We start from the raw sequence: 25354 nt of genomic DNA on the forward strand, positions 1-25354 counted from the left end.
GGAAGCCCAGGAGTTTCACATGGCGCAACACAATTCGCAGAGCAAAACGGTGGAAAGACTGGATCCCGTCTGGGACCGCTTGCGCCATGAGGCTGAAGAAATTGCGCGCGCCGAGCCTGGGCTTGGCGGCTTTGTCTATTCGTCAGTTTTGGCCCATTCGTCATTCGAAAATGCCTTGATGCACCGGTTGGCCCAACGCTTGGGCAGCGCTGATCTGGGTGCTGACGCCATTGTGTCGGCTTTTGGTGATGCGTTGATGCGCGAGCCGGATATTGGCCACGCGGCCCGTGCCGATATCATCGCCACTTTTGACCGTGATCCGGCCTGCCACCGCTATATCGACCCGCTGCTTTATTTCAAAGGCTGGCAGGCGCTGCAGGCGCACCGCATGGCGCACCGCCTGTGGGAAATGGGCCGCAAGGATTTCGCGCTTTACCTGCAGAGCCGCTCATCGATTATTTCTTCGATCGACATCAATCCCAATGCCCGCATCGGCAAGGGCATCATGATTGATCACGGCCATGACATCGTGATCGGTGAGACCAGTGTGATCGAAGACAATGTGTCGATCCTGCAGGGCGTGACGCTGGGTGGCACGGGCAAGGAATCGGGCGACCGCCATCCCAAGATCCGCCAGGGCGTGCTGATCGGGGCGGGGGCGAAGATCCTTGGCAATATCGAGATTGGCCGCTGCAGCCGCGTGGCTGCCTGCTCGGTGGTGCTGCATGATGTGCCGCCGAACACCACGGTGGCCGGTGTTCCGGCCAAGATCGTCGGCAAGGCCGGCTGTGCCGAACCGGCGCGCGCCATGGATCACAATGTGGAATCTGATGACGCTGATTTCGACCTGAACGGCGGCTGAATAGTCTCTTCAGGTTGAATTCAAGCCAAGCCCTGCAAGTTCCCTCCATCAGGCCGGTAGTTCGGGCTCAGCATTGGAGGTTCACATGATCACCAAGACCATTATTGCTTCGCTTGCTGTTGCCGGCACCTTGACTGGCGCTTCGATGCTTTCGGCCACGGCTGCTTCAGCCAAGCCACATTGCGGCATGGGCTTTCCTTGCGGTGGCTTTCCCATGGGTGGTGGCATGGGCCCTCCCCATACTGTTCACCCGATCGGCCCGATCGTGGACCCGATCCATCCGCCGCATGGTGGTCATGGCCACGGCCACGGTGGCTTCGGCATCTATGTCAATCTTGAGAACCAAGACTATGGCGTGAGCTGCAAGACGGCCAAGAGCATCGTGCGTTCCAGCGGCTTCCACGCCGTGAAGACGCAGAGCTGCGGCGGTCCGGTTTACAGTTTCACCGGGTTGAAGCACGGCCAGCTGTTTGACATCGATGTGTCGCGCCGCGGCCGCATCGTTTCGGTTGACTAAGACCTGGGGTTTTCCCTGACCTAAGGTCTCGGCGGAGGTGGACTGGAGGGTCCGCCTCCGCCTTCCAATATGAACGGCAGATGAACGGCACCTTCAGGGCGCGTTAACGCGGGCTGGAACAATTATGGTCTTCAGCGATTGGCCTTTCTGGTTCAACGCACGGAGAAAACCATGTTCATCAAATCGATTCTCGCTGTCACGGCCATTGCAGGCATGCTGGCCGGAACCTCCATCCTTTCATCGAACGCGGCTTCCGCCAAGCAATGGTGCGGCAATCCGGGCCAGCAGCCTTGCGTGGATCAGGGTAATATGAATCAGGGCAATCCGCCGCCGCCCAACATGCCGCCTCCCGGCAATCCGCCGAGGACGCACGGCAATAACAACGGTAACCCGAATTTCAATCTCGACATCACCATCGGCGATGGCGGTGGCTATGACGACAATGGTTATGGCGGCAATGGTGGCTGGCACAAGCCGCGTCACGGCTTTGGCGGTGGCTACGGTGGGCCGTTTGTGAGTTGCATGCAGGCAAAGTCCATCGTGCGCTATAATGGTTTCCGCGGCGTGCAGACGCAAAGCTGTGGCGGCCCGGTTCACACCTTTCTGGGAATGAAGAAGGGCCGGCTGTTCGAGATCGATGTGTCGCGCCGCGGCCGTATCGTCAACATAGACCGGGCCTATTGATCCAGGTTCATGCATAAACAACCGGGGGCAGGGCGGGTCTATATGACCCGCCCCTTTTTCATGGCCGATCCGGTTGATAGGTGCGGCGATCCGGTCTAAACCCAACACACACCCGCGCAGGAGACTTCATTGAAACCCGACGAACTTGCCAAGCTCACGGCTTATTTCCGCAAGACTTTCAACAATCCTTCGATTGTTGCCAAGGCACGGCCGCAGAAGAAAGATTCCTGTGAGCTTTATGTGGGTGAGGAATTCCTCGGCGTGATCTCGCGCGACGATGAAGACGGCGACTTGTCGTATAATTTCTCAATGGCTATTCTGGATATCGATCTGGAATAGGCAACCCCGCGCCGTTTGGTTAACCAAACCTTACCAAACGGCCTGCGCTTTGCATCGTGATCCCCTACAGGAAAGACTGTTCCACATCGGAACAGGCTTCGGGTTTTGGGGAAAGCCATGGACTATCATTATGTCGCATATCTGTTTGCGATGGCCGCCGGGATAGCCTCTTCGGGTGCCATTGGCAGCCTGTGGGCGATTGCCACCGACGAAGCACCGGTGTTTTCCGGTCTGAGTGAACCTGATCTTCTGACTCCCATCCGCGCCATCGTATTGGTGTTCAGCGCGCCGACGACTTTGATGATTTCCGGCATTTTCTATCTGATCGCCAAGCCGCCTTTGGGCCTTCTGTGCGTGGCCCTTGGGTTATGCTGGAGCTTTGTGCAGGGAATCTTTATCCTCAACCAGGTGTTTGGTGTGACATGAGGATGAGCCATGACCCTTTATGCGCTGGATGGTGTTTCGCCTGAGATCGATCCGCAAGGCTGGGTAGCGCCTACCGCCGATGTGGCGGGCAAGGTGCGCCTCGCCAAAGGCGGCAGCATCTGGTTTGGTGCCGTGCTGCGCGGCGACAATGAATGGATATCCATTGGTGAAGGCTCCAACGTGCAAGACCTGTGCGTGCTGCATACCGACATGGGTGCACCGATGGACATCGGCCGCAACTGCACCATTGGCCACCGCGCCATTCTGCACGGATGCAAGATTGGCGAACAGAGCCTGATCGGCATGGGGGCGGTGATCCTGAATCACGCGCAGATCGGCGCGCGCTGTCTTATCGGTGCGCACGCGTTAATCCCGGAAGGCAAGATTATTCCGGATGGATCACTGGTGATCGGTGCGCCCGGCAAGGTGGCGCGTGTGCTGAATGAGGAGGAGCAGGGAAAGCTGCTGCTCTCGGCGCAGGGCTATCAGCGGAATGCGCTCAGGTTTCGGGCAGGGCTTAAGCCCCTCTAAAAAGAAAATGGAGCCGGTACCGAGTGGGGGCGGTACCGGCTCCTAGTGAACCCGGCTGATTGGGGGATGGGGGGACGCCAGCCGGGCAGAGGTATCCTTTGCAGGGATCCGGGGTTTTAGTTTCCTTTGGTCGAGACGAAGAGGTTGGACGAGACGGTCTGGCTTGGGCCCTTCTGCAGGCTGACCCAGATGTTGGAAGCGGCCTGTGATTGACGCTTCAGGAAAATGTATCCAGTTTCATTCCAGCGCAGTATGTCCTGGCGGCGATTGTCGAGCACCAGATCGCCCTTGTCGGTGGGGATCGTCATTACGGCGTGGCCGTCACCATTCTCGTCGAGCACAACGGTGATCAGCAACTGATCCGGATTGTAGCCGAGCTGTTCAAAATAGCGCTTCTTCAGCAGCACGAAATCTTCGCAATCGCCAGCGTCGACGGGATAGGTCCAGTAATCAGCCATGCCATAGAGTTCCTGATCGGTGGCCGGACGGATCTTGGTGTTGACGTAGTGGTTGACCTTGTTGATCTCGGCCCAGTTGGCGTTGGTCAAAGCCACACGCTCATTGGTGCCGCCGGTGAATTTGCATTCGTCTTCGCCGCGGCCACAGAAAGCCACGTAGCCGGCAGGCGGCAAGGTTGAGCCATAGACGGTGGCGGCAGGAGCCGCAGTCGGCTTCTCGAAATTGCCCTTGAGCGCGGCGGAATGAGCGGGCGCAAAGCCTAGAACCAGACTTGTAAGGATAGTCCCCAGAACGGTGTTGATCTTCATGTTAGCCCCGACTGTTTTTTTGTTGTGAGGCAAAAGTAACAGTCAGAAATTTCCGGCTTCTCAGAAAAAACGATCTAAGTCTCTGCAAACATTAGGCATTTTCTAGAGTCATTTTTAACCATGACGATTGTGGTGAAGATTCCGTAGCGACCACAGTTCAGGGGTTGCGGAAATTGAAAACGCCTGATATTTGCCAGCTGTTTCGGTGTGGCGAGCGGTCGTGGCGGAATTGGTAGACGCACTACCTTGAGGTGGTAACGGGGAAACTCGTGGAGGTTCGAGTCCTCTCGGCCGCACCATTTCCAAACAATTTGATGGAAGCGCGATACAGCGCGTTAAGCAAGGTTTGGAATGGCACAAGATGGATGTAGTCCACGAAGCAGTGCTGCGCGACCAATGGGGCGCTCTCCGGCCTGAATTTCTCTCTGATCTGAAGGGTGCGATCGGCGGGCAGGATGGCAAGCAGGCCCGCACCCTGACGCGGGAGCTGCACGCCGCCGACTTGGCTGACGTGATGGAGGCCATCGGGTCTTCCGACTCCATCGTCCTCATCAATCTGCTCGGCAAGAATTTCGACGTTGAGGCGCTGGCCGAACTGGATTCCGGCACACGTGACGCCGTGGTGGAGGAATTGCCGCCGGAAGTGATGGTCAACGCCATCAAGCGGCTGGATACCGACGACGCTGTTTACCTGATCGAGGATCTTGACCGGCAACAGCGCAGCGAAATCCTCGCCAAGATTCCCAAGGAAGACCGGGTCGCGCTGAACCGCGCGCTGGATTACCCGGAAGACACCGCCGGCCGCCTGATGCAGACGGATTACGTCGCTGTGCCGGAATTCTGGAATGTGGAAAAGGTGCTGGATCACACCCGCGCCACCCGCGGGCTTCCCGATGATTTCAGCGAAATCTACGTCACCAATGCAAGCTTCCATCTGATCGGCTGGCTGCCGCTGTCGCGCATCCTGCGCGCCAACCGGTTCAAGCCCGTCAAGGATCTGATGGATGATGACCAAGTGCCCCTGAAGGTGACTGACACCAAGGAAGAGGTGGCCTATCAATTCGAGCAGTATAACCTTGTGTCAGCCCCGGTAATTGACGCCAATGGCCGCCTTGTGGGCGTCCTCACGGTCGATGACGTGGTGGACATCATCCAGGAGCGCGCTGAGGACGACATGTTGCGCCTCGGTGGTGTTGCGGCTTCGGAGGAGCTTCTGTCTTCGGTGGTTTCGATCACAAGGTCGCGCTTCTCCTGGCTGTTCGTCAACTTGCTGACTGCCATTCTCGCCTCCTGGGTGATCTCTTGGTTTGACGCTACCATCCAGCAGATGGTGCAGATCGCCATCCTGATGCCCATCGTGGCGTCGATGGGCGGCAATGCCGGCACCCAGACCATGACGGTTGCGGTGCGCGCACTCGCTACCCGCCAGCTCGGGCCCTTCAATGCCATCCGCGTGGTGTTCCGCGAATGCAGCGTGGGCCTAATCAACGGCTTTCTGTTCGCACTCATCATGGGCCTGTTCACCTGGTGGTGGTTTGGCTTCCAGGCGCTGGGCTTGATCATCGCTTTGGCCATGATCATCAATCTTCTGGCGGCGGCCCTGGCTGGCATACTGTTGCCGTTGGCGCTGGACAAGCTGGACCAGGACCCAGCGGTTTCGGCTGCCGTGTTCCTGACCACGGTGACCGATGTGACCGGGTTCTTCTCGTTCCTGGGCCTGGCCACGCTGTGGCTCAAAATGGGCGGCGGGTTCCACTAGCCCAAGGGGCTTGCAATGGGCGGGCAGGGCGGTTAGAAGGCCGCAAATCCCCGATTTCAGGAGTATCTTGCATTGGCACGTGTGACCATTGAAGACTGCATTGACAAGTTGCCCAACCGTTTTGAGCTCGTTCTGCTCTCGGCCCACCGCGCCCGCAATATTGCGCAGGGTTCGCAGATCATGGTCGAACGCGACAATGACAAGGACCCCGTGGTTTCGCTGCGCGAAATCGCTGCCGAGCACATCAATTCCGATGACCTGCGTGAGGAATTCATCCACGCCATGCAGAAGCAGGTTGAAGTTGATGAAGCCGAAGAAACCGAAGTGCCGCTGATTGCCCAGTCCGGCGACATGTCGCTGGTTGATGATTCGGCCGAACTCGGCACGATGGAACAGATGACCGAAGAAGAGTTGCTGCGCGGCCTTGAAGGCCTGCCGCCGGCCGAAAGCCCCGGCAGCCAACGCAACGGCTTCTAAGCGATCTAACAATTTGGTTACCCAGCGCCCGCTTCATGCGGGCGTTGTTGTTTCAGGACTGGCGCTCGGCGGAATTTTGCTTATCTTAGCTGCATCATGATGCGCCAATATGAACTGGTTGAGCGGGTCATCCGCTACGACCCGCAGGCGGATGAAGACCTTCTGAACCGAGCCTATGTCTATGCCATGAAGGCTCATGGCAACCAGAAGCGTGCTTCTGGCGAGGCCTATTTCAACCACCCGCTGGAAGTGGCGGCGATTCTGACTGACATGAAGCTGGACAGCGCCACGATTGCCGCTGCACTTTTGCATGACACGGTGGAAGACACTGAAGCCACCGCGCAGGAAATTGCCGACAAGTTCGGCTTTGAAATTGCCTCACTGGTGGATGGCCTGACCAAGATTGCCAAGCTGGACATGGTGACCAAGGAGGCCACCCAGGCGGAGAATCTGCGCAAGCTTCTGCTCGCCATGTCGCGCGATGTACGGGTGCTGCTGGTGAAGCTGGCGGACCGCCTGCACAATATGCGCACGCTGCAATTCGTGAAGCCGGAAAAGCGCCGGCGCATCGCGCAGGAAACGATGGAAATCTATGCGCCTCTCGCGGGCCGCATGGGCATGCAGCTGGTGCGCGAAGAGATGGAAGATCTGGCTTTTGCGGTGCTGAACCCGGAAGCCAGCAAGCTGATCGTTGAACGTTTGGCGCGCCTGCATTCTGAAAGTGGCGGACTGCTCCAGGAAATTGAAAACACCCTGAGCAAGGCGTTGGGCGATCATGGCATCAAGGCCGAAGTGAAGGGCCGCGAGAAGCGCGCTTATTCAATCTTCGCCAAGATGGAGCGCAGCAATCTTTCGCTTGATCAGCTTTCGGATGTGTTCGGTTTTCGGGTGCTGGTGGATACGATTGATGATTGTTACCGCGCATTGGGCGTGGTGCATCAGAAATGGCTGATCGTGCCGGGCCGTTTCAAGGACTACATTTCCAGCCCGAAACAGAATGACTACCGCTCGATCCATACCATCGTGATCGGCCCGCATTCGCAGCGCGTGGAGGTGCAGATCCGCACCCATGCCATGCATGAAATTGCCGAACGTGGTGTTGCCGCGCATGCGCTCTACAAGGATGTACGCGAGGCCAAGTTGGCCAAGGAAGGCGTGCGCATTCCGGCGTCGGAATCCTCCGCCTATCGCTGGCTGCGGCGTTTGATGGAAACCCTGCAGGAGGGCGACAGCCCGAAGGAATTCCTTGAGCACACGCGGCTCGAACTTTTCTATGATCAGATTTTCTGCTTCACGCCCAAGGGCAAATTGATTGCTCTGCCGCGCGGCGCAACGCCGATTGATTTTGCCTATGCGCTGCATACGTCTATTGGCGACAGTTGCGTGGGCTGCAAGGTGAATGGGCGCACAGTGGCGCTGGTCACCAAATTGCAGAATGGTGATGAAGTGGTGATCATCCGTTCGGATGCGGCCACACCTCCGCCCGCCTGGGAAGCCATCGTGGTGACGGGCAAGGCCAAGGCCGCGATCAGGCGTGCCACACGGGCCGACATCCGCAAGCAATATGCTGGCATTGGACGCGAGTTGGTCGAAAAGCTGCTTGCGCGACAAAAGAAAACCTTCAACGAAAAAGAGGCCGCTGCTGCTGTCCCCCGGCTTGGCCACCGTAATCTTGATGATGCACTGGCTGCGATCGGGCGGGGTGATCTTTCGGCGGGTGATCTGTTGAAGGCGCTGGGCCTTGAGGTGGACGACAAGGATTTGCGTGCGGTGCGCCGCCGCGCCACAGCCAAGGAAGACAGCGCCTTCTCGGTGCCGGTGCGCGGTGCCGCCGCCAATATGGCGCTGAAGATTTTCAACGTGACGGGTGCTGTGCCGGGCGAGCGGATTGTGGGCATCGTCACCCCGGGCGAAGGCATCACCATTTATCCGATCTTCGCGGCGGCGCTTGAGCAGTTTGACCAGGAGCCTGAACGCTGGGTCGATTTGGCCTGGGGCGTGGCCGAGGAGGGGCGGCGTTTTCCGGCGCGCATTTCCATCACCCTGGCCAATGAAGTGGGTGCGCTGGCGCAAGTGACGCAAGTGATCGGCGATCATGGCGGCAATATTGACGAGCTCAATTTGCATGCGCGCCACGGGGTGCGAGATTTCTTCGATTTGGTGATATTGCTGGAAGTTTTCGACATCCGCCATTTGAATGAAATCATGAATGAGCTAAAGGCGAAGCCGCTGGTTTCGGATGTGAACAGGGTGACGGAATAATGGCTTTGACGCATGAGCAGGTTCTCGATGAATTCCGCGCGGCGGGCGCCTTGCTCGAAGGGCATTTCGTTTTGTCATCGGGCCTGCATTCGGCGCGCTATCTGCAATGCGCCCGCGTGCTGATGGACCCGGCGCGCGCGGCGCGGCTGTGTGCTGATCTGGCTGCCCGCGTGAAGGCGGGTGGTCATGGCCAGATTGATCTCGTGGTTTCGCCTGCGATGGGTGGCGTGGTTGTAGGCTATGAAATGGCGCGGCAACTGGGTGTGCCGTCCATCTTCTTTGAACGCGTGGATGGCAAGCTGGCGTTGCGCCGCGGTTTCAATATCGAGAAGGGTGCCCGCGTGCTGATGGTCGAAGATATTGTGACCACAGGCCTTTCATCGCGCGAATGCATCGAAGGCATCACGGAAGAGGGCGGCGTGACGGTGGCGGCTGCCTGCCTGATCAACCGCTCTGGCGGCAAGGCCGATGTGGGCGTGCCGCTGCATGCGCTGACATCGCTCGATGTACCCACCTATGAGGCCGACAAGTTGCCACCAGAACTGGCCGCCATTCCCGCCTACAAGCCTGGCAGCCGGGGCATGAAAAAATGATCATCGGGCTGGGCAATGACATTGTGAGCATTGAACGTGTGCAGGAAACACTGGACCGTTTCGGCGACCGCTTTACCAACCGCATTTTCACCGAAATCGAACGCAAGAAATCCGACCGCCGTGCGCAACGCGCTGCCTCCTATGCCAAGCGCTTCGCCGCCAAGGAAGCGTGTTCCAAGGCCCTAGGCACGGGTTTCAACATGGGTGTGTATTGGAAGGATATGGGCGTGGTGAATGAGCCTTCGGGCCGGCCCACTATGGTTCTGACCGGTGGCGCCAAGGATCGCCTCGACCAAATGACGCCTGCGGGTATGACTGCCAAAGTCTGGTTGACGATTACCGACGATCACCCCTGGGCGCAGGCGGTGGTAATGATCGAAGCTTTGTGAAAAGCCTGTCATATTCCGCACTTGTTCGCACTGTGTCATGACTGCCACAGTTGCCTGCCATGAAAGCGGCTTTATTGCGCTGCACAGCAGCCTCAAGATAGAATGCGTGAAAAGGGGGCCTTAATTTTTGGGCCTGAAGTGCATGAGCAACAAGCATAGCGTCACAGTAGAACGTTCGGCCGCCGGTGAGATCTGGGATACTGCCAAGGTGATCATCGAGGCGCTGGCGATTGCGTTTTTCGTGCGCCTGTTCCTGTTTCAGCCGTTCAACATTCCGTCCGCGTCAATGTATCCGACTTTGCGGATTGGCGATTATCTTTTTGTTTCAAAGCTTTCTTACGGTTATGGCAAGTATTCGTTTAACTTCCAGTTCAGCGGGCTTTCGAGCCAGCCGCTGGTGCAATGCTGCTCCTTCATTGATTTCCCCGGCCGCCGCGTTTGGGTCGATCTGCCGAAGACCGGAGATGTGGCCGTTTTCAAATATCCAGGTGACACCTCGATCGACTATATCAAGCGGGTGATCGGCCAGCCGGGCGACCACATCCAGATGAAGCACGGCGTGCTTTACATCAACAATCAGGAAGTGAAGAAAGAGCCGGTTGAGGCTTTTGAAGACCCGCAGGGCGAGAGCGGCAGCGGGCCTCTGGTCAAGCAGTTCAAGGAAACGCTGCCCAATGGCGTTTCGTATAACGTGCTGGATTTCGGCGACATTCCGGAAGTCGATGACACCCAGGAATATGTTGTGCCGGAAGGCCATTATTTCATGATGGGCGATAACCGCGACAACAGCCAGGATTCTCGCTTCCTCAACAAGGTGGGCTATGTGCCGATCGAGAACTTTGTCGGCAAGGCCGATGTGATCTTCTTCTCGTTCAAGCCTGATGCCTCGCTGTTCCGCCCGTGGGAATGGCCGTTTGAGATCCGCTGGTCGCGGTTCTTCAACTGGGTTGGCTGAAGGGCTCCCGAAGGCGATGAGGAGCCTTTCCAAAGTTGAGGAACGGCTTGAATACCAGTTCAAAAGCCAGATCCTAATTTCGGCGGCGCTGACCCATGGCAGCCAGCAGAAGGCCGAACGCGACTATCAGCGGCTGGAATTTCTGGGTGACCGGGTTTTGAACCTCGTGATCGCGGACGAACTCTACGCGCGTTTCCCAGATGAGAAGGAAGGCCCCTTGGCAGCGCGCTTGAGCCTGCTGGTGCGGGCCGAGGCGTGCACGCGGGTGGGCGAGGCGTTGGGCCTGCAAGCGTTTATCGCCGTGGGTGCGATGGAGCGCAAACAGGGTGTGCAGCGCATGGCATCTGTGCTTTCCGATGTGGTGGAAGCGCTGATTGGCGCACTTTACCTCGATGGCGGTATGGATGTGGCGCGAGGCTTCATCCTGAAGCAGTGGCAAGCGATGTTGACGCAAGCGCCGGAGACGCTCAAAGACGCCAAGACATTCGTGCAGGAATGGGCTTTAGGCCGCGGGCTTCCGCTTCCGGCTTACGTCGTGCAAAATCGCGAAGGGCCGGACCATGCGCCGCGCTTCACGATCAGCCTGCAAGTGGGTGATCTGGCCAGCGTGCACGGCCAGGGTCTGTCGAAACAATTGGCGGAAATGGACGCAGCAAGCGCCTTCATTGCCAGAGAAGGATTGAGATGACGGCTGTTGAAGCCACTACAAAGCGCTGCGGTTTTGCCGCCATTCTGGGTGCGCCCAATGCGGGCAAATCCACGTTGGTGAACAAGCTGATCGGCACCAAGATCTCCATCGTCTCACATAAAGTGCAGACGACGCGGGCGCGCATCCGCGCGATTTATATGAACGGCCAGTCCCAAGTGGTGCTGGTTGATACGCCCGGCATTTTCAAGCCGCGCCGCAAGCTGGACGAGGCGATGGTGGGCAATGCCTGGGGCGGGGCGACGGAAGCCGACGCTGTGGCTTTGATGGTCGATGCACGCCACATTACCGATGAAGTGAAAGAGATCATCGAAACGATCAAGGCGCAGAATTTGAAGGCGATGCTGATCCTCAACAAGATTGATCTGGTCCCCGCTGAAAAGCTGCTGCCAATCTCGGAAGAGCTGAATGCGCTTTATCCTTTTACCGAGACTTTCATGGTGAGTGCGCAGACGGGTTCAGGCGTTGAAAAGCTCGGTTCGCGCTTGGCCGCCTTGATGCCGGAAGGCGAATGGCTTTACCCCGAGGACCAGACGGCTGATCTCAATCTGCGTTTCCTCGCTTCGGAAATCACCCGCGAGAAAATCTATGAGCGCCTGCATGAGGAATTGCCTTACGCCTCCACCGTCGAGACCGAGACGTGGGAAGAGCGCAAGGATGGCTCGGTGAAAATCCAGCAGGTGGTTTTCGTGGCGCGTGACAGCCAGAAGGCCATTGTGCTGGGCAAAGGCGGCGCCCAAATCAAGTTGCTGGGCCAGTTGGCGCGTGCTGAAATGGAAGAATCGTTCGGGCGCAAGGTACACTTGTTCCTGTTCGTGAAGGTCCGTGAAAATTGGGCCGAAGATCCGGAGCGCCTGCGCATGATGGGCCTCGAACTTTAGGGAACAAAGCCGATGGAATGGCGGGACGAGGGGGTTGTGATCGGGCTGCGCCCGCATGGCGAAACCTCCGCCATTGCCGAAATCCTCACCGCTGAACATGGCCGCTGCATGGGCATGGTGCGGGGCGGGCGGTCGCGCCTTCTGCGCCCGGTTTTGCAAACCGGCAATTTGGTCATGGCCACCTGGCGCGCGCGGCTGGATGAGCATCTCGGCACGTTTCAGATCGAAGGTTTGAATTTGCGCGCCGGATTTATTCTGGCGCATCCGTTGCGGCTGGCGGGCATGAACACATTGACCGCGCTGGCGCAATTGCTGCCGGAGCGTGAGCCGCATCCCAGGCTTTACGAGGCCGCGCATGTGGTGCTTTCTGCCATGGACGATGATGCCGTGTGGCCCGCACTTCTCGTGCGCTGGGAAATGGGCCTGCTGGATGAATTGGGCTTCGGCCTTGATCTGTCGCGCTGTGCGTCCACCGGTCAGACCGATGACCTCGCTTACATTTCACCGCGCACCGGGCGTGCCGTGAGCCGCGAGGCGGGCAAGCCCTATCATGAGCGGCTGTTTCAATTGCCGGCTTTCCTGTGCGGCGGGCAGGGCTCATCGGCGGAGGATGTGCTGGAAGGTTTCAAGCTCACCGGATTTTTCCTCGAGCGCCATATTTTTGCGCCAAGGCAAGTGGCGATGCCGCCATCGCGTGCCTGGCTGTTTGATGGTTTGCGCCAAAGGCTGGCCGCGTGATCGGCAGGCTGAACCATGTGGCGCTGGTGGTGCCTGATCTGGAACAGGCGGCACAGAGCTATCGTCAGAGCCTGGGTGCGACCATATCTCCCGTGCAGGAATTGCCGGACCATGGTGTGAAGGTGGTGTTCGTGGAATTGCCCAACACCAAGATCGAGCTTCTGGAAGTTCTGGGCGAGGCGTCACCGATCAAGGCGTTTCTCGACAAGAATCCGAGTGGCGGCATGCATCACCTTTGCTATGAAGTGGATGATATTCTGGCGGCGCGTGACCAGCTCAAGGCGGCGGGCGCGCGGGTGCTCGGTGATGGCGCTCCGAAAACGGGTGCCCATGGCAAGCCGGTGCTGTTTCTGCATCCCAAGGATTTTTTTGGCACGCTGATCGAGTTGGAGCAGGCATGAAAATTCAAAGCATGATCGCGGTCTATTTCGTGATCTGGTGGATCACGCTGTTCGCCGTGCTACCATTGGGCGTGAAGAGCGCGCATGAAACTGGCACGCAAGTGGAAGAGGGCCATGATCCCGGCGCGCCCGCAGTCACGCGTGTCTGGCGCGTGGTGAGCATCAACACCGTAGTGGCCGCCTTTGCCTTTGCGCTGGTCTATTACATGTACACGCACGGCTGGTTCGGCTGACATATTTGCGCAAACGCTAATCGCAAAAGTCTGCAACTTTTGCGGCGTGTGCTCTACTTCACCCGCTTATCCTCGATATCCTGCGCCTGCGGGAATCTTGATTTCAAGTCGCGCTCGGTCACGCTCATGTGGTTCCTCGTATATTGTTCCGAGGCGTCGCGCAGGGGCTGGAAGTCCCACGGGAAATGGCTGCCGCTTTTCATTGCTTCAAACATCATCAGGCGCGCCTGCTGGCTTTCTAGAACCTGCTGGTGGATGGCGGGGATGTTGAATTTCGCCTCGACCTCGGCGCGCATGCTCTTGCCCAGCGGATGCGTGGCGGCAAGGTTGTTCAACTCATTGGGATCATCCACCAGATTGAACAGCTGATCGGGATCGGTGGGGGCGTGAATGAATTTCCAGGGGCCCCGGCGCAGCATGTACATGGGCGAGACTGTACCTTCGGCGAGATATTCGCCCCAGGTTTCGGCCTTCGGGTCTTCTGTGCCACCCTGCAGCAAGGGCAGCAGTGAACGGCCATCGACAGGGCGGGCCAGCTTGTCCTGCCCACCGATAGCGCAGAGTGTGGGCATGATGTCGGCCAGTGAAACTGGTTCTTTCACGCGGCGGGGCTTCACGCTTTTCGGGTGCCAGACGATCAGCGGAACGTGGGCTGATGGCTCGAGATAACTCATCTTGTACCAGAGCCCGCGCTCGCCGAGGAAATCGCCATGATCCGAGGTGAACACGATCACCGTGTCGTCCAGCTTGCCCAGGGCTTCGAGCGTATTCACCAGTTGGCCGATAAGATCATCCACATAAGAGATGTTGGCATAATAGCCGTGGCGGGCGGCGCGGATGTCGGCCTCGGTGACTTTGTAGTCATCCATGGCGCTCACATCATAGAGGCGCTGCGAATGCGCATCGAGCTGATCGCGTGTCATATGCGGCACGGAGGGCAGGTCAATGTCCTCATCCTTGTAGAGATCCCAGAACTGCTTGCGCGCCGCATAGGGATCATGCGGATGGGTGAAGGAGACCATCATGGCGAAAGGTTTTTCGGGCGAGAAGCGCGCGTAATCATAAAGTCTGCGCTTGGCTTGGAAGGCCACGTCGTCATCATATTCCAGCTGGTTGGTGATTTCAGCGATGCCGGGCTGCAGCACCGACGTCATGTTGTGGTACCACCAGTCGATGCGCTCTTGCTTCAGGCGCCAATCCGGCGTCCAGCCGAAATCGGCCGGATAGATATCGGTGGTCAGGCGTTCTTCCAGGCCGTGCAGCTGGTCGGGGCCGACGAAATGCATCTTGCCGGATAAGCAAGTGTGGTAGCCCGCCAAACGCAGATGATGTGCCCAAGTGGGAATGGCAGAGGGGAATTCCGCCGCATTGTCATAGCAACCGGTGCGCGAGGGCAGCAGGCCGTTCATCACCGTGGCGCGGGCAGGGGCGCAGAGTGGGGAAGTGGAATAGCAGTTTTCGAATACCACACCCTCACGTGCCAGGCGGGCCAGATTGGGCGTCTGGACCAATTTGTGGCCATAGACTGACAGAGCGCGGGCGGCCATCTGGTCGGCCATCACAAAGAGAATGTTGGGTTTGCTGGTCTGCGCCACTATATTGCCCTCATGAAATTCGCTGTCCTGCTGCTGATCAGGCTTTACCAGCTCACCCTATCATCCCTGATGGGGCGGACTTGCCGGTTTTTGCCGACTTGTTCTGAATATGCGACAGAGGCGATTGAACGTCATGGGGTTTGGTGCGGCGGCGGGCTGGCGCTGAAGCGCATCGCAAGCTGTAACCCGCTGGGTGGATCAGGCTTTGACCCGGTGCCCGAAAGCTGCGGCTGCGGACATAAAAAAGGGCCGGCATAGAGCCGGCCCAGTTAGTGCTGTTTTGCAAATAAAATCAGAAGGCCCAGATCGCTGCCGCGCGGACTTCATGCTCGTTGCCGCCACCATGGACATCGCAACCACCGCAACCGGTGAAGTGGGTATCCTGGAATTGGGTGTAGAGATAGTCGAAGCGCAGACGCAGGCTGTCGGTAACGGCGCTTTCAACACCAGCGCCCACACTCCAGCCCCACTGGCCGGCTCTTTCATCGGAACCGCCAAGCGAAACATTGTCCACAAGGTGGCCCATGCCGTAGGCGCCGCCAGCCTGCAGGAAGAACAAGGTTGAATCCATCGCATAGCCGAAGCGGCCATTGACGCGGCCGATATAGTCGTAGCCGAACTTGAAATCTGCGCCGGTTTGCATGTTGTAAACAAGGTTGCCGGTGGTTTCGAGATTGCCTTCGATGCCAAACACAAACTGATCCATCTGGACGTTGTAGCCCACGAGGCCGCCACCCTTCACGCCGCAGCCGGCATTCAGATAGCTAAGGCTCGTAGTGGAGTCGGTGATTGAACCATCCATACAGGCCATGCCCACATAGGCACCCACATAAGCGCCGGACCAGTCATAGGTCGCGGGACGCAAGTGATCGACTGGCGGAGGAGGCGGAGGAGGAAGCGTGTCGAGATCGGCAGCAAGCGAAGTAGCGGCGGGAAGCAACATAGACAACGCGACAGAAAGAAGGATCAAATACTTTTTCATAGGTACCCCTGAACTTGAACTTACAGTTGGGGGGCATCATGGTGTGTTAAGGTTAATCCCCGGTTAGCGAAAACTGAACAGCGGGTTAATCTGTGCGATTTGCCGGGCTTGACGTGGCAGAAATGCCACGGCAATTGCTGTGCTGTTCACTTAACGATTTGCCTACCCGGGCCGTAGCCGGGAGTGGGCTGGAAGGAAGATCATGATTACGCTCACGTTCCCCGATGGCACCAAGCGCGAAGTTGAAAGCGGGGCCTCGGCCGCACAAGTCGCAGCCTCAATCGCCAAATCCCTTGAGAAAAAAGCCGTGGCCGCCTTGGTCAATGGCAAGCTGGTTGATCTGGCTGATCCGATCACTGCTGACAGCACGCTGAAGATCGTGACGCGCGATGATGATGAGGCGCTGGAACTCATCCGCCATGACGCGGCTCACGTGCTGGCCGAAGCGGTGCAGGAGCTTTTCCCCGGCACGCAGGTGACCATTGGCCCGGTGATCGAGAATGGCTTCTATTACGACTTCTTCCGCAACGAGCCTTTCACGCCCGCCGATTTCCCGGCCATCGAGAAAAAGATGCGCGAGATCATTGCGCGCGACAAGCCGTTCACCAAATCGACGAAGACGCGCGAAGAGGCGAAGCAATTCTTCCGCGACAAGGGCGAGATGTTCAAGGTTGAGCTGGTGGATGCGATCCCCGGCAATGAAGACATCAAGTTCTATGATCAGGGTGGCTGGATCGATCTGTGCCGTGGCCCGCATATGACGAGCACGGGCAAGATCGGTGGCTCCTTCAAGCTGATGAAGGTGGCCGGCGCTTACTGGCGCGGTGATTCAAAGAACCCGATGCTGACGCGCATCTATGCGACCGCCTGGGCCAATGACAAGGATATGGCCACCTATGTCACGGCGCTGGAAGAAGCTGAAAAGCGCGACCACCGCAAGCTGGGCCGCGAGATGGACCTGTTCCATTTCCAAGAGGAAGGCCCCGGCGTGGTGTTCTGGCATCCGAAGGGCTGGACCATGTTCCAGCAGCTCATCGCCTACATGCGCCGCCGCTTGAATCGTTTGGGCTATGACGAAGTGAACGCGCCGCAGTTGCTTGACAAGAGCTTGTGGGAAACGTCTGGCCATTGGGGCTGGTACAAGGAAGCCATGTTCGGTGCTACGCCGGCGGGAGAAGAAGCCGAGGACGGCGACCGTATTTATGCGATCAAGCCGATGAACTGCCCGGGCCATGTGCAGATTTTCAAGCACGGCCTGCGCTCCTACCGCGAGTTGCCGATGCGGCTGGCGGAATTTGGCGCAGTGCATCGCTATGAACCTTCGGGCGCGCTGCATGGCCTGATGCGTGTGCGTGGGTTTACGCAGGACGATGCGCATATTTTCTGCACGGATGCGCAGATGCGCGACGAGTGCTTGAAGATCAATGATCTTATCCTCTCGACCTACCGCGATTTCGGCTTCGAGCAGATCGTAGTGAAGCTTTCGACGCGCCCTGAAAAGCGCGTGGGCAGTGACGAGGCCTGGGACCGCGCCGAAAAGATCATGGGCGAAGTGCTGGAGCAGATTGCCTCCGAGAGTAACGGTGCGATCAAGACGTCGATCAATCCGGGCGAGGGCGCGTTCTATGGCCCCAAGTTCGAATATGTGTTGCGCGATGCGATCGGCCGTGACTGGCAGTGCGGCACCACGCAGGTCGATTTCAACCTGCCGGAACGCTTCGGCGCGTTTTACATCGGTGAGGATGGCAACAAGCATGTGCCGGTGATGATCCACCGCGCCATCTGCGGCTCGATGGAGCGCTATCTCGGCATTCTGATCGAGCATTTCGCCGGGCATTTCCCGCTCTGGCTGGCGCCGCAGCAGGTGATGGTGTGCACCATTACCAGCGATGCGGATGAATATGCCGTTCAGGTAACAGAGCAGCTCAAGGCCGCCGGCATCCGCGCCAATGTCGATCTGCGCAATGAGAAGATCAACTACAAGGTCCGCGAACATTCGGTGACGAAGGTTCCGGTAATCCTGGTCGTCGGCAAGCGCGAGATGGAAGAGCAGGCGGTGAATATGCGCCGGCTGGGTTCACAGGCGCAGCAGCCGATGACGCTGGCGGACGCCATCGCGTCGTTGAAGACAGAAGCTGTGCCACCTGATCTAAGGTGATCCAACGCCCCACGCAGCCCGTAATGGCGGCATGGGGAGATTCATCATCATCGGAACGGCAGGCATCGGTGGCGCGCTGGCGCGCAAGCTGAAGGCGCAGGGGCATGAGCCTTTCCTGATCGGCCGCAACGCAGGGCAATTGTCTGAACTTGGGTCTGAACTCACCTGCGAGCATGCGGTGGCGGATGTGACCGATATGGATGCGCTGATGGTGGCCGTGCATTCGGCAGGAACAATTCTGGATGGGCTGGCCTATTGCGTTGGCACCATCAACTTGAAACCGGTAACACGGTTTACGGAGGCGGATGTAAGCCGTGATTTTGAAGTGAATGCGTTGGGAGCCTTCCGTGCGGTTCAGTCGGCGCTGCCTGCCCTCAAGGCTTCGACTCAAGATACTGCGTCCATTCTTTTGTTCTCCACCGTGGCCGTGGGGCAGGGGTTTGCATCACATGTGAGCGTAGCGATGGCTAAGGGTGCGGTCGAGGGTATGACCCGCGCTTTGGCTGCGGAACTGGCGCCCAAGATCAGGGTAAATGCGATTGCACCTTCGCTGACCCAGACTCCGTTGGCCGAGTCGCTCACGCGCAATGCAGCTACCGCGCAAGCGTTGGCTGCTCTTCATCCACTGCAACGGCTTGGAACCTCAGAGGATATGGCTTCTCTTGGCGCTTTCCTGCTGGGGCCGGAAGCCAGCTGGATAACCGGACAAATCATAGGCGTCGACGGCGGGCGCGGCACCCTGCGCACCAAAGGGTGATGCGCAAGCACCCGAAGTCCGAACTCCCCACAAAGATTTGTGCATGTTGCGGACGTCCATTCACTTGGCGTAAAAAATGGGAAAAGGTGTGGCTGGAAGTAAAATATTGTTCGGATCGCTGCCGGGCCTTGAAGCGTAACAAAATAAGTTCCATATAGCCCGCATCATGGAAATTGGCATTTACACATTTGCAGACGTTCCCGCGGGCAAGCCTGAATTTGGCGGGCAGCGGTTGCGCAATTTGGTTGAAGAGATGGAGCTGGCCGATCAAGTCGGGCTCGATGTCATTGCCGTGGGTGAGCACCACCGGGCTGACTATGCCGTCTCGTCGCCGCCGGTTATTCTCGCTGCTGGCGCAGCTCGGACGAAGAAGATCAAGCTGTCTTCCGCGGTGACCGTGCTGTCTTCCGATGATCCGGTGCGTGTGTACCAGCAGTTCGCCACCGTTGATGGCATCTCCAATGGGCGCGCTGAGATCATGGCGGGGCGGGGCTCGTTTATCGAGAGTTATCCACTTTTTGGCTATGATCTCGATGATTATGATGCGCTGTTTGCCGAGAAGCTTGATCTGTTGATGAAGCTGAATGAGGGCGAGCGCATTACATGGAATGGCAAATTGCGGCCTTCGCTGAACGATGCAGGGATTTATCCTCGCCCTGAGCAGAAGAAGCTGCCGATCTGGATCGCTGTGGGGGGCACGCCGCAATCGGTGGTGCGGGCGGCCACGCTCAACCTGCCGATGGCACTGGCTATCATTGGTGGCGACCCGCGCCGCTTCAAGCCGTTCTTTGATCTGTACCGCGAGACGCATGCCAAGGCCGGGCATGACCCGAAGGACATTCAGCTGTCGCTGAACATGCATGGCTTTGTGTCGGATACCCTCGACAATGCCAAGAAAATCTATGGTGCTGCCGAGATCGAGGTGATGAACCGCATTGGCGGTGAGCGCGGCTGGCCCAAGCAGGGTTGGAGCCATTTCGAAGCGGCTGCAGGTCCCAATGGGAACCTGATCGTAGGTGACGCCGAGCGCGTTGCCGCACGGTTGATCGAGCTGCACGAGATTTTCGGCAATACCCGCATCCTGATCCAGATGGCTTTGGGCACCGTGCCGCATGCTGAACAGATGAAGGCCATCGAGATTTTGGGCCACAAGGTGGCGCCGATTGTGCGCAAGGCGATCGGTTAGTTTCCAGCCGATACAACGCCTAACGACTTCGTGATTGATCTTGATTTGCTCCCCGCGCGTAAAAGCTTGATATTGGGGCAAGGAGAGATTCATGGCGCAAAAGGTTTTGGTTCACCGGCTCTATGTCCGGATATTCCATTGGCTGAACGCCATTGCGATGTTCATGATGATCACCAGCGGCTGGCGCATCTACAATGCCTCGCCGCTTTTCGACTTTTCATTTCCCGATGCGATCACGTTAGGCGACTGGCTGGGTGGCGCGCTGCAATGGCACTTCGCGGCCATGTGGCTGTTTGTTATCAATCTCGGCGTTTACATCGTGCTCGGACTGGCCACAGGGCATTTCCGCCGGAAGTTCCTGCCGCTCAGCCCGCGCGCATTGGTGCATGACGTGAATGACGCGCTGCATCTCAAACTGGCCCATGATAGCCACGACTATAACGCCGTGCAAAAGCTGTTCTATATCGGCATTACACTGGTGATGATACTCACCTTCATTTCTGGCCTGGCAGTTTGGAAGTCGGTGCAGTTCCAACTGATCGGCCATCTATTCGGAGGCTATGAGGGCGCGCGGCTGGTGCATTTTGCCGGCATGAGCCTGATCTGCGCTTTCGTCGTGGTGCATCTGGCGCTGGTGCTGCTCGTGCCTTCGACGCTCCTTCCCATGATCACGGGTAAGGGCAAAGCGTTCCCCAAGGATGTGGAGAAAAATCATGTTGCTTAAGCGCAAAGAGCCGAAGCTGTTGCTGCCCCGCACAACGGAGGTTATCAGTCTTGAGCGCCGCTTGTTCATGGGCAAGGCGCTGTCGCTCGGTGCGCTCACCATGCTCACCGGTTGCAATGTGGCCGACGATGGTCAGGCACAGAAGATCCTCGATGTCATGTCGAAATGGAATGACAAGGCGCAGGCCGCTCTGTTCAACCCGAACCGCATGGCGCTGACTTACTCGGAAGCAGAGATCACCGAGCCATTTCCCTTTAACGCCTATTATTCCGAAGACCAGGCACCTGAGGTGAAGGAGGAGGGCTACAAGCTCGAACTTTCCGGCCTGATCGACAAGAAAGACCCTTGGACGCTCGACAAGCTTCGTGCCCTGCCGCAGGAAAGCCAGATCACAAGGCATATCTGCGTGGAAGGCTGGAGTGCCATTGGCAAATGGGGCGGCGTGCCGCTCGGCAATTTCCTGCGCATGGTGGGGGCTGATCTCACCGCCAAATATGTCGGCTTCAAATGCGCGGATGATTATTACCAGTCGATCGACATGGCCTCGGCACTGCATCCGCAAACCATCATTGCACTCACCTGGCGTGATCAGGTGCTGCCGCGCAAATATGGTTTCCCGATGAAGGTGCGTATCCCCACCAAGCTCGGTTACAAGAATCCTAAATACATCACGGCCATGTATGTGACCAATGATTATCCCGGTGGCTATTGGGAAGACCAGGGTTACAATTGGTATGGCGGTTCGTGAACCTCGCGAACCATCACAGCTTCGTGTTGTGAGTTTATTTGAGTCCTGAACTGAGCTCAGCCAAGTTGACAAGATGGAACAATGAAGTTCCGCAAATTCTAACTCCCAGGAGAAACCCCATGATCAAGTCAATTTTTGCTGCCGCCGTTCTTGTTGCTGCATTCTCTGCTCCGGCTTTCGCCGAAGACATGATGAAGTGCGACGACGCATCCATGAAGATGATGCATGATGAAATGGACAAGATGGGTGGCTCGATGGCCAAGCAGACCGATGCCATGAAAAAGGGCATGGAAATGGCCAAGGACAACATGATGAAGGCCGGCGAAGCGATGAAGGCCGGCAATATGGACGAATGCTCCAAGCAGATGGGCATGGCCAAGACCAACATGATGATGAAGTAAGCAGGGCAGACCTGCACAATCTGAAAGGGCGGCCCGTTTGGTGCCGCCCTTTTTGTTGCTATATAGGCAACATGACCCTTCCTCACATTCCAGACCCCATTCCCGGCGATGCCGCTTCGGTTGATGCCATTGAACATGTTATTGTGCCGCGGGTGCGCGACATTGGCGATTTCGAAGTGCACCGGGCGCTGCCTGCCGCAGAGCGGCAGATGATTGGGCCGTTTATTTTCTTTGACCGTTTTGGCCCGGTTATGATGAAGGCGGGCAAGGGCATGGATGTGCGCCCGCATCCGCATATTGGGCTTTCCACGGTGACATGGCTGTTCGATGGCGTGATCTATCACCGTGACAGTTTGGGTTCCGAGCAGCCGATCTCGCCCGGCGAACTGAATTGGATGACGGCGGGCAAAGGCATCGTGCATTCCGAACGCACGCCGGCGCTGGAGCGCACCTCAGGCCAGAGCATGTTCGGGCTGCAAAGCTGGGTGGCACTGCCGAAACAATTTGAAGAGACTTCGCCAGGCTTTGAGCATGTTGCGGAAGCGCAGATGCCAATTATGGAAGACAATGGGCGCTGGGTGAAAGTGATCGCCGGTGAGATGTTCGGTGAACGCTCACCCGTCAAAACTCATTCCGATTTGTTCTATGGCGATGTGCGACTGGAGCCGGGCGCGATCCTGCCTTTGCCGCCCGAGCATGAAGAACGCGGACTTTATCTGATCAATGGCCGCATTGAGATTGCCGGGCGTGAGATCGAGGCGGGCAAGCTCGTCTCGTTCAAGCCCAAGGCAGAGATTCTGGTGAAGGCGCTTGAGCACTCACATTTCATGCTGCTGGGCGGCGAGCCGATGGATGGGCCGCGTCACATCTGGTGGAATTTCGTGTCATCCTCGAAAGAGAAGATCGATGCCGCCAAGGAAGAATGGCGCACCGGCAAATTCAAGATCGTGCCGGGGGACGACAAGGAATTCATCCCGCTGCCAGTATAGGCCCGAACAGAAACGCCACCCAGTCCTGCCGCCGTTGCAGCGAAACCCGGTGGCGTGGACGCGAGGGGGCAGGGTGCAAATCGCCCGACGCGTGGTCTGTTAGAAACTCCCCCCAACTCTTCGGCTGGCGTGATGCTGTTCTCGCATGATCGCTCCACCAGTCTCAAGCTTATGCTTAAGGGGTGGTTAACCGCGCAGCGCATGTTGAATTCAAAGGTCAAAAAAGCCAAACTGGCGGCATGACCCAACTCAACGATACCAGTTCGCTACTGAGCTTCCTCAAGACTCGCAAATCAGCTTCCGCCAAGGCGATGGGGGGGGAAGGCCCCAACGCCTCGCAGCTCGACCAGATTCTGCAATTGGCCGTCCGCGTTCCGGATCACGGCAAGCTGGCGCCTTGGCGCTTCATCATTTTCCAAGACGGAGCGCGCGCTGCGGTCGGAGAAAAATTCCGTTCGCGTTGGGCTGAGATGAACCCGGCGCATGGGCCAGACATCCTGAATTTTCAGGCGGCGCTGTTCACCCGCGCACCGATGGTAATTGTGGTTGTGTCGGCGACACAGACGCATCCGAAAATCCCGCCATGGGAACAGCAGATGTCGGCTGCTGCGGTATGTTTCAATCTGGAACTGGCGGCGCAGGCTTTGGGCTTTGACGTGCAATGGCAGACCGATTGGGTGTCCTATGATGACGGTGCCAAGGCCGCCATGGGCATGACGTCTGACGAGCAGGTGGCGGGGCTGATATACATTGGCAAAACCACAGTGCCGCTGGAAGACCGGCCGCGGCCTGACATTTCCAAACTTGTCACCAACTGGAGCTGAACATGGCGATCAAGGGAATCCTCTTTGACAAGGACGGCACGCTGATCGAGGTGAATGGCACCTGGATCCCGGTTTATCAGGCCATGCTGGCTGATGTGTTCGGGCATTCGATGGGCGAGATCGTCGAGTTCCTGGAGCTCGCCGGCTATGACAGGGCGTCGGGCCATATCCAGGCTGGCTCTGTGATGGCGCATGGCACGACGCGCGAACTGGTTGCCCTGTGGTGGCCGGAGCTGAATGCCGACCAGCAGCGCCAGCGCGCACATCTGATCGACAATGATCTTGCCCCCAAGGCTCTGTCCTATGTGAAGCCGCTAATGGATTTGCAGCCTATTTTTGATGAGCTGCACGCCATGGGGCTGGTTCTGGGCGTTGGCACCAATGACTCGGAAGCCTCCGGCACTGCACATATGAAACACCTCAAGGTGCATCACTATTTCGATCTGGTGATCGGTGCGGACAGTGTGGACGTGCCGAAACCATCAGGTCAAATGATTGCACGCTTTGCCGAGAAGACCGGCTTGAAGCCCTCTGAAATTGCGATGGTGGGTGACAACACGCATGACATGGACGAAGCCAAGGCCGGAGGTGCTGGCATGGCGATCGGCGTTCTCTCTGGCAATGCCAGGCATGAAGACATCGGCCACCTTGCGGATCATGTGATCGTCAGCGTGGCAGAGCTTCCAGCACTGCTGAAAGCCCACGGCTGATGTTCTACGAGACGAAGGCGGGCTCTGGGCTGGCGCTTGATCCGTTCAAGGCCATTGTGGTGCCGCGCCCCATCGGCTGGATTTCAACCTTGTCGGCCAGCGGTCATGCCAATCTGGCGCCCTATAGTTTCTTTAATGCTTTTGCCGGGCCGCCGGAATATGTGGCCTTCGGCTCCGGTGGCATGAAGCACACATTGGCGAACATCGAAGCCACGGGCGAGTTCGTGGTCAATCTTGCGACTTATCCACTGCGTGAGGCGATGAACGCTACCTCGACGCACCAACAGGGCGACGAGTTCGAATTGGCTGGGTTGGAGAAGGCACCTTGCCATCTGGTCAAGCCGCCGCGCGTGGCGGCAAGCCCTGCCGCTTTGGAGTGCCGGCATTTTCATACTGTTCCTTTGCCGCAGGATAACGGGCAGGTGGATGACTGGCTGGTGATTGGCCGGGTGGTCGCGGTTCACATCGATGACCAGTTCATCAAGGCTGGCCGGGTCGATATTGCCGCCATGCAACCTCTGGCCCGTCTTGGTTACGCCGAATATGCGACGATTGACGATATTTGGCGGATGCGGCGCCCGGACTAGTTTTTACTGCAACTGGGAATTGCTATTTTTGGCGCCTACCGAGTCGGGCGAGAAGGGCCCAGAAGAGTCAGATTTTCGCCTGATCCACGTTTGATCCGCTGTGGATAAGTCTGCGGACAACCCTTGACCCGCGTTTTGATTCAATAGCTTATAGCGAAGCGCGCCCTGTGGAT

General features: G+C 57.9%; 32 protein-coding genes and 1 tRNA gene. 30 read left to right on the top strand and 3 right to left on the bottom strand.

Annotated elements, in window-relative coordinates:
* Positions 1-19: 19 nt before the first annotated feature.
* The 6 genes from cysE (at position 20) to F8B91_RS03010 (ending at position 3359) form a co-directional block, all read left to right on the top strand.
* Positions 20-862: a serine O-acetyltransferase gene (gene cysE / locus F8B91_RS02985; RefSeq protein ID WP_196502229.1), complete on the top strand. Its 843-nt coding sequence runs from the start codon at positions 20-22 to the stop codon at positions 860-862.
* An 85-nt stretch (positions 863-947) separates the two neighbouring features.
* The gene (locus tag F8B91_RS02990) at positions 948-1379 is read left to right on the top strand and encodes a hypothetical protein (protein WP_196502230.1); all 432 of its coding nucleotides are present in this window, start codon (positions 948-950) and stop codon (positions 1377-1379) included.
* Positions 1380-1550: 171 nt separating this feature from the next.
* Positions 1551-2063, top strand: a complete 513-nt coding sequence (locus F8B91_RS02995) for a hypothetical protein (RefSeq protein ID WP_196502231.1) — start codon at positions 1551-1553, stop codon at positions 2061-2063.
* Between the two features lie 129 nt (positions 2064-2192).
* Complete coding sequence (locus tag F8B91_RS03000) at positions 2193-2402, top strand: DUF3126 family protein (protein ID WP_196502232.1); 210 nt, start codon at positions 2193-2195, stop codon at positions 2400-2402.
* A 117-nt stretch (positions 2403-2519) separates the two neighbouring features.
* Entirely contained in the window at positions 2520-2828 is a 309-nt protein-coding gene (locus tag F8B91_RS03005) for a DUF6949 family protein (protein WP_196502233.1), read from the top strand.
* A 9-nt stretch (positions 2829-2837) separates the two neighbouring features.
* A complete protein-coding gene (locus F8B91_RS03010) occupies positions 2838-3359 on the top strand; it encodes a gamma carbonic anhydrase family protein (protein WP_196502234.1) in 522 nt (173 codons plus the stop codon).
* A 116-nt stretch (positions 3360-3475) separates the two neighbouring features.
* Here the strand turns inward: F8B91_RS03010 and F8B91_RS03015 are convergent, their stop codons facing one another.
* Positions 3476-4126 carry a transglutaminase-like cysteine peptidase gene (locus F8B91_RS03015; RefSeq protein WP_196502235.1) on the bottom strand — a complete coding sequence of 217 codons (651 nt, stop codon included), beginning with the start codon at positions 4124-4126 and terminating at the stop codon, positions 3476-3478.
* Positions 4127-4340: 214 nt separating this feature from the next.
* Here F8B91_RS03015 and F8B91_RS03020 point away from each other — a divergent pair.
* From F8B91_RS03020 to F8B91_RS03075, 12 genes are all read left to right on the top strand, one after another.
* Positions 4341-4425 (top strand) — tRNA-Leu (locus F8B91_RS03020).
* Positions 4426-4487: 62 nt separating this feature from the next.
* On the top strand, positions 4488-5885 hold the full coding sequence (mgtE, locus tag F8B91_RS03025; protein WP_196502236.1) for a magnesium transporter: 1398 nt from the start codon (positions 4488-4490) through the stop codon (positions 5883-5885).
* Between the two features lie 72 nt (positions 5886-5957).
* Entirely contained in the window at positions 5958-6362 is a 405-nt protein-coding gene (gene rpoZ / locus F8B91_RS03030; RefSeq protein ID WP_196502237.1) for a DNA-directed RNA polymerase subunit omega, read from the top strand.
* A gap of 96 nt (positions 6363-6458) precedes the next feature.
* Positions 6459-8624 (top strand): RelA/SpoT family protein, encoded by a 2166-nt coding sequence (locus F8B91_RS03035; protein WP_196502238.1) that lies wholly within the window; start codon positions 6459-6461, stop codon positions 8622-8624.
* A 5-nt stretch (positions 8625-8629) separates the two neighbouring features.
* Positions 8630-9217, top strand: a complete 588-nt coding sequence (gene pyrE, locus F8B91_RS03040) for an orotate phosphoribosyltransferase (RefSeq protein WP_196503870.1) — start codon at positions 8630-8632, stop codon at positions 9215-9217.
* Positions 9214-9606 carry a holo-ACP synthase gene (gene acpS / locus F8B91_RS03045; protein WP_196502239.1) on the top strand — a complete coding sequence of 131 codons (393 nt, stop codon included), beginning with the start codon at positions 9214-9216 and terminating at the stop codon, positions 9604-9606. Before pyrE ends, acpS begins: the two co-directional genes overlap by 4 nt.
* Positions 9607-9748: 142 nt before the next feature.
* A complete protein-coding gene (lepB, locus tag F8B91_RS03050) occupies positions 9749-10561 on the top strand; it encodes a signal peptidase I (RefSeq protein ID WP_196502240.1) in 813 nt (270 codons plus the stop codon).
* Between the two features lie 16 nt (positions 10562-10577).
* Complete coding sequence (gene rnc / locus F8B91_RS03055) at positions 10578-11249, top strand: ribonuclease III (protein ID WP_196502241.1); 672 nt, start codon at positions 10578-10580, stop codon at positions 11247-11249.
* A complete protein-coding gene (gene era / locus F8B91_RS03060; RefSeq protein ID WP_196502242.1) occupies positions 11246-12148 on the top strand; it encodes a GTPase Era in 903 nt (300 codons plus the stop codon). Before rnc ends, era begins: the two co-directional genes overlap by 4 nt.
* 12 nt (positions 12149-12160) lie before the next feature.
* Entirely contained in the window at positions 12161-12886 is a 726-nt protein-coding gene (gene recO / locus F8B91_RS03065) for a DNA repair protein RecO (protein WP_196502243.1), read from the top strand.
* Positions 12883-13287 carry a methylmalonyl-CoA epimerase gene (mce, locus tag F8B91_RS03070; RefSeq protein WP_196502244.1) on the top strand — a complete coding sequence of 135 codons (405 nt, stop codon included), beginning with the start codon at positions 12883-12885 and terminating at the stop codon, positions 13285-13287. The genes recO and mce overlap by 4 nt, the downstream gene beginning before the upstream one ends.
* Entirely contained in the window at positions 13284-13520 is a 237-nt protein-coding gene (locus tag F8B91_RS03075) for a DUF1467 family protein (protein ID WP_196502245.1), read from the top strand. Before mce ends, F8B91_RS03075 begins: the two co-directional genes overlap by 4 nt.
* Positions 13521-13573: 53 nt before the next feature.
* Here F8B91_RS03075 and betC read toward each other — a convergent pair whose 3' ends face one another.
* Entirely contained in the window at positions 13574-15115 is a 1542-nt protein-coding gene (gene betC, locus F8B91_RS03080; RefSeq protein ID WP_348641715.1) for a choline-sulfatase, read from the bottom strand.
* Positions 15116-15127: 12 nt separating this feature from the next.
* Here betC and yidD point away from each other — a divergent pair, with 12 nt between their 5' ends.
* Entirely contained in the window at positions 15128-15373 is a 246-nt protein-coding gene (gene yidD / locus F8B91_RS03085) for a membrane protein insertion efficiency factor YidD (RefSeq protein ID WP_196502246.1), read from the top strand.
* A 34-nt stretch (positions 15374-15407) separates the two neighbouring features.
* Here the strand turns inward: yidD and F8B91_RS03090 are convergent, their stop codons facing one another.
* On the bottom strand, positions 15408-16097 hold the full coding sequence (locus F8B91_RS03090; RefSeq protein WP_196502247.1) for an outer membrane protein: 690 nt from the start codon (positions 16095-16097) through the stop codon (positions 15408-15410).
* A 202-nt stretch (positions 16098-16299) separates the two neighbouring features.
* Here F8B91_RS03090 and thrS point away from each other — a divergent pair, with 202 nt between their 5' ends.
* From thrS to F8B91_RS03145, 11 genes are all read left to right on the top strand, one after another.
* The gene (gene thrS / locus F8B91_RS03095) at positions 16300-18255 is read left to right on the top strand and encodes a threonine--tRNA ligase (RefSeq protein ID WP_196502248.1); all 1956 of its coding nucleotides are present in this window, start codon (positions 16300-16302) and stop codon (positions 18253-18255) included.
* Positions 18256-18286: 31 nt separating this feature from the next.
* Positions 18287-19012, top strand: a complete 726-nt coding sequence (locus F8B91_RS03100) for an SDR family NAD(P)-dependent oxidoreductase (protein ID WP_196502249.1) — start codon at positions 18287-18289, stop codon at positions 19010-19012.
* On the top strand, positions 19012-19170 hold the full coding sequence (locus tag F8B91_RS03105; RefSeq protein ID WP_196502250.1) for a DUF2256 domain-containing protein: 159 nt from the start codon (positions 19012-19014) through the stop codon (positions 19168-19170). Before F8B91_RS03100 ends, F8B91_RS03105 begins: the two co-directional genes overlap by 1 nt.
* A gap of 8 nt (positions 19171-19178) precedes the next feature.
* Positions 19179-20198 (top strand): LLM class flavin-dependent oxidoreductase, encoded by a 1020-nt coding sequence (locus F8B91_RS03110; RefSeq protein ID WP_196502251.1) that lies wholly within the window; start codon positions 19179-19181, stop codon positions 20196-20198.
* A gap of 91 nt (positions 20199-20289) precedes the next feature.
* Entirely contained in the window at positions 20290-20922 is a 633-nt protein-coding gene (locus F8B91_RS03115; protein ID WP_196502252.1) for a cytochrome b/b6 domain-containing protein, read from the top strand.
* The gene (locus F8B91_RS03120; RefSeq protein WP_196502253.1) at positions 20897-21670 is read left to right on the top strand and encodes a molybdopterin-dependent oxidoreductase; all 774 of its coding nucleotides are present in this window, start codon (positions 20897-20899) and stop codon (positions 21668-21670) included. The genes F8B91_RS03115 and F8B91_RS03120 overlap by 26 nt, the downstream gene beginning before the upstream one ends.
* A gap of 119 nt (positions 21671-21789) precedes the next feature.
* On the top strand, positions 21790-22071 hold the full coding sequence (locus F8B91_RS03125; RefSeq protein WP_196502254.1) for a hypothetical protein: 282 nt from the start codon (positions 21790-21792) through the stop codon (positions 22069-22071).
* Between the two features lie 71 nt (positions 22072-22142).
* Positions 22143-23060 (top strand): pirin family protein, encoded by a 918-nt coding sequence (locus F8B91_RS03130; protein WP_196502255.1) that lies wholly within the window; start codon positions 22143-22145, stop codon positions 23058-23060.
* 239 nt (positions 23061-23299) lie between these two features.
* Complete coding sequence (locus F8B91_RS03135) at positions 23300-23884, top strand: nitroreductase family protein (protein ID WP_196502256.1); 585 nt, start codon at positions 23300-23302, stop codon at positions 23882-23884.
* Between the two features lie 2 nt (positions 23885-23886).
* Positions 23887-24594: an HAD family hydrolase gene (locus tag F8B91_RS03140; RefSeq protein WP_196502257.1), complete on the top strand. Its 708-nt coding sequence runs from the start codon at positions 23887-23889 to the stop codon at positions 24592-24594.
* A complete protein-coding gene (locus F8B91_RS03145) occupies positions 24594-25181 on the top strand; it encodes a flavin reductase family protein (protein ID WP_196502258.1) in 588 nt (195 codons plus the stop codon). Before F8B91_RS03140 ends, F8B91_RS03145 begins: the two co-directional genes overlap by 1 nt.
* Positions 25182-25354 lie beyond the last annotated feature (173 nt).

This window comes from Aestuariivirga litoralis, from assembly GCF_015714715.1.
In the GTDB taxonomy this organism is placed as follows: domain Bacteria; phylum Pseudomonadota; class Alphaproteobacteria; order Rhizobiales; family Aestuariivirgaceae; genus Aestuariivirga; species Aestuariivirga litoralis_A.

Coding starts and splice junctions, on each gene's coding strand:
- F8B91_RS03015 (WP_196502235.1), bottom strand. CDS start 4,126: ATGAAGATCAACACCGTTCTGGGGACTATCCTTACAAGTCTGGTTCTA.
- F8B91_RS03010 (WP_196502234.1), top strand. CDS start 2,838: ATGACCCTTTATGCGCTGGATGGTGTTTCGCCTGAGATCGATCCGCAA.
- F8B91_RS03105 (WP_196502250.1), top strand. CDS start 19,012: ATGCGCAAGCACCCGAAGTCCGAACTCCCCACAAAGATTTGTGCATGT.
- thrS (WP_196502248.1), top strand. CDS start 16,300: ATGATTACGCTCACGTTCCCCGATGGCACCAAGCGCGAAGTTGAAAGC.
- F8B91_RS03145 (WP_196502258.1), top strand. CDS start 24,594: ATGTTCTACGAGACGAAGGCGGGCTCTGGGCTGGCGCTTGATCCGTTC.
- F8B91_RS03135 (WP_196502256.1), top strand. CDS start 23,300: ATGACCCAACTCAACGATACCAGTTCGCTACTGAGCTTCCTCAAGACT.
- F8B91_RS03130 (WP_196502255.1), top strand. CDS start 22,143: ATGACCCTTCCTCACATTCCAGACCCCATTCCCGGCGATGCCGCTTCG.
- era (WP_196502242.1), top strand. CDS start 11,246: ATGACGGCTGTTGAAGCCACTACAAAGCGCTGCGGTTTTGCCGCCATT.
- mgtE (WP_196502236.1), top strand. CDS start 4,488: ATGGATGTAGTCCACGAAGCAGTGCTGCGCGACCAATGGGGCGCTCTC.
- F8B91_RS03090 (WP_196502247.1), bottom strand. CDS start 16,097: ATGAAAAAGTATTTGATCCTTCTTTCTGTCGCGTTGTCTATGTTGCTT.
- F8B91_RS03005 (WP_196502233.1), top strand. CDS start 2,520: ATGGACTATCATTATGTCGCATATCTGTTTGCGATGGCCGCCGGGATA.
- rnc (WP_196502241.1), top strand. CDS start 10,578: ATGAGGAGCCTTTCCAAAGTTGAGGAACGGCTTGAATACCAGTTCAAA.
- F8B91_RS03075 (WP_196502245.1), top strand. CDS start 13,284: ATGAAAATTCAAAGCATGATCGCGGTCTATTTCGTGATCTGGTGGATC.
- yidD (WP_196502246.1), top strand. CDS start 15,128: ATGAAATTCGCTGTCCTGCTGCTGATCAGGCTTTACCAGCTCACCCTA.
- recO (WP_196502243.1), top strand. CDS start 12,161: ATGGAATGGCGGGACGAGGGGGTTGTGATCGGGCTGCGCCCGCATGGC.
- F8B91_RS02990 (WP_196502230.1), top strand. CDS start 948: ATGATCACCAAGACCATTATTGCTTCGCTTGCTGTTGCCGGCACCTTG.
- F8B91_RS03140 (WP_196502257.1), top strand. CDS start 23,887: ATGGCGATCAAGGGAATCCTCTTTGACAAGGACGGCACGCTGATCGAG.
- F8B91_RS03115 (WP_196502252.1), top strand. CDS start 20,290: ATGGCGCAAAAGGTTTTGGTTCACCGGCTCTATGTCCGGATATTCCAT.
- F8B91_RS03110 (WP_196502251.1), top strand. CDS start 19,179: ATGGAAATTGGCATTTACACATTTGCAGACGTTCCCGCGGGCAAGCCT.
- cysE (WP_196502229.1), top strand. CDS start 20: ATGGCGCAACACAATTCGCAGAGCAAAACGGTGGAAAGACTGGATCCC.
- lepB (WP_196502240.1), top strand. CDS start 9,749: ATGAGCAACAAGCATAGCGTCACAGTAGAACGTTCGGCCGCCGGTGAG.
- F8B91_RS02995 (WP_196502231.1), top strand. CDS start 1,551: ATGTTCATCAAATCGATTCTCGCTGTCACGGCCATTGCAGGCATGCTG.
- F8B91_RS03120 (WP_196502253.1), top strand. CDS start 20,897: ATGTGGAGAAAAATCATGTTGCTTAAGCGCAAAGAGCCGAAGCTGTTG.
- F8B91_RS03100 (WP_196502249.1), top strand. CDS start 18,287: ATGGGGAGATTCATCATCATCGGAACGGCAGGCATCGGTGGCGCGCTG.
- F8B91_RS03125 (WP_196502254.1), top strand. CDS start 21,790: ATGATCAAGTCAATTTTTGCTGCCGCCGTTCTTGTTGCTGCATTCTCT.
- F8B91_RS03035 (WP_196502238.1), top strand. CDS start 6,459: ATGATGCGCCAATATGAACTGGTTGAGCGGGTCATCCGCTACGACCCG.
- acpS (WP_196502239.1), top strand. CDS start 9,214: ATGATCATCGGGCTGGGCAATGACATTGTGAGCATTGAACGTGTGCAG.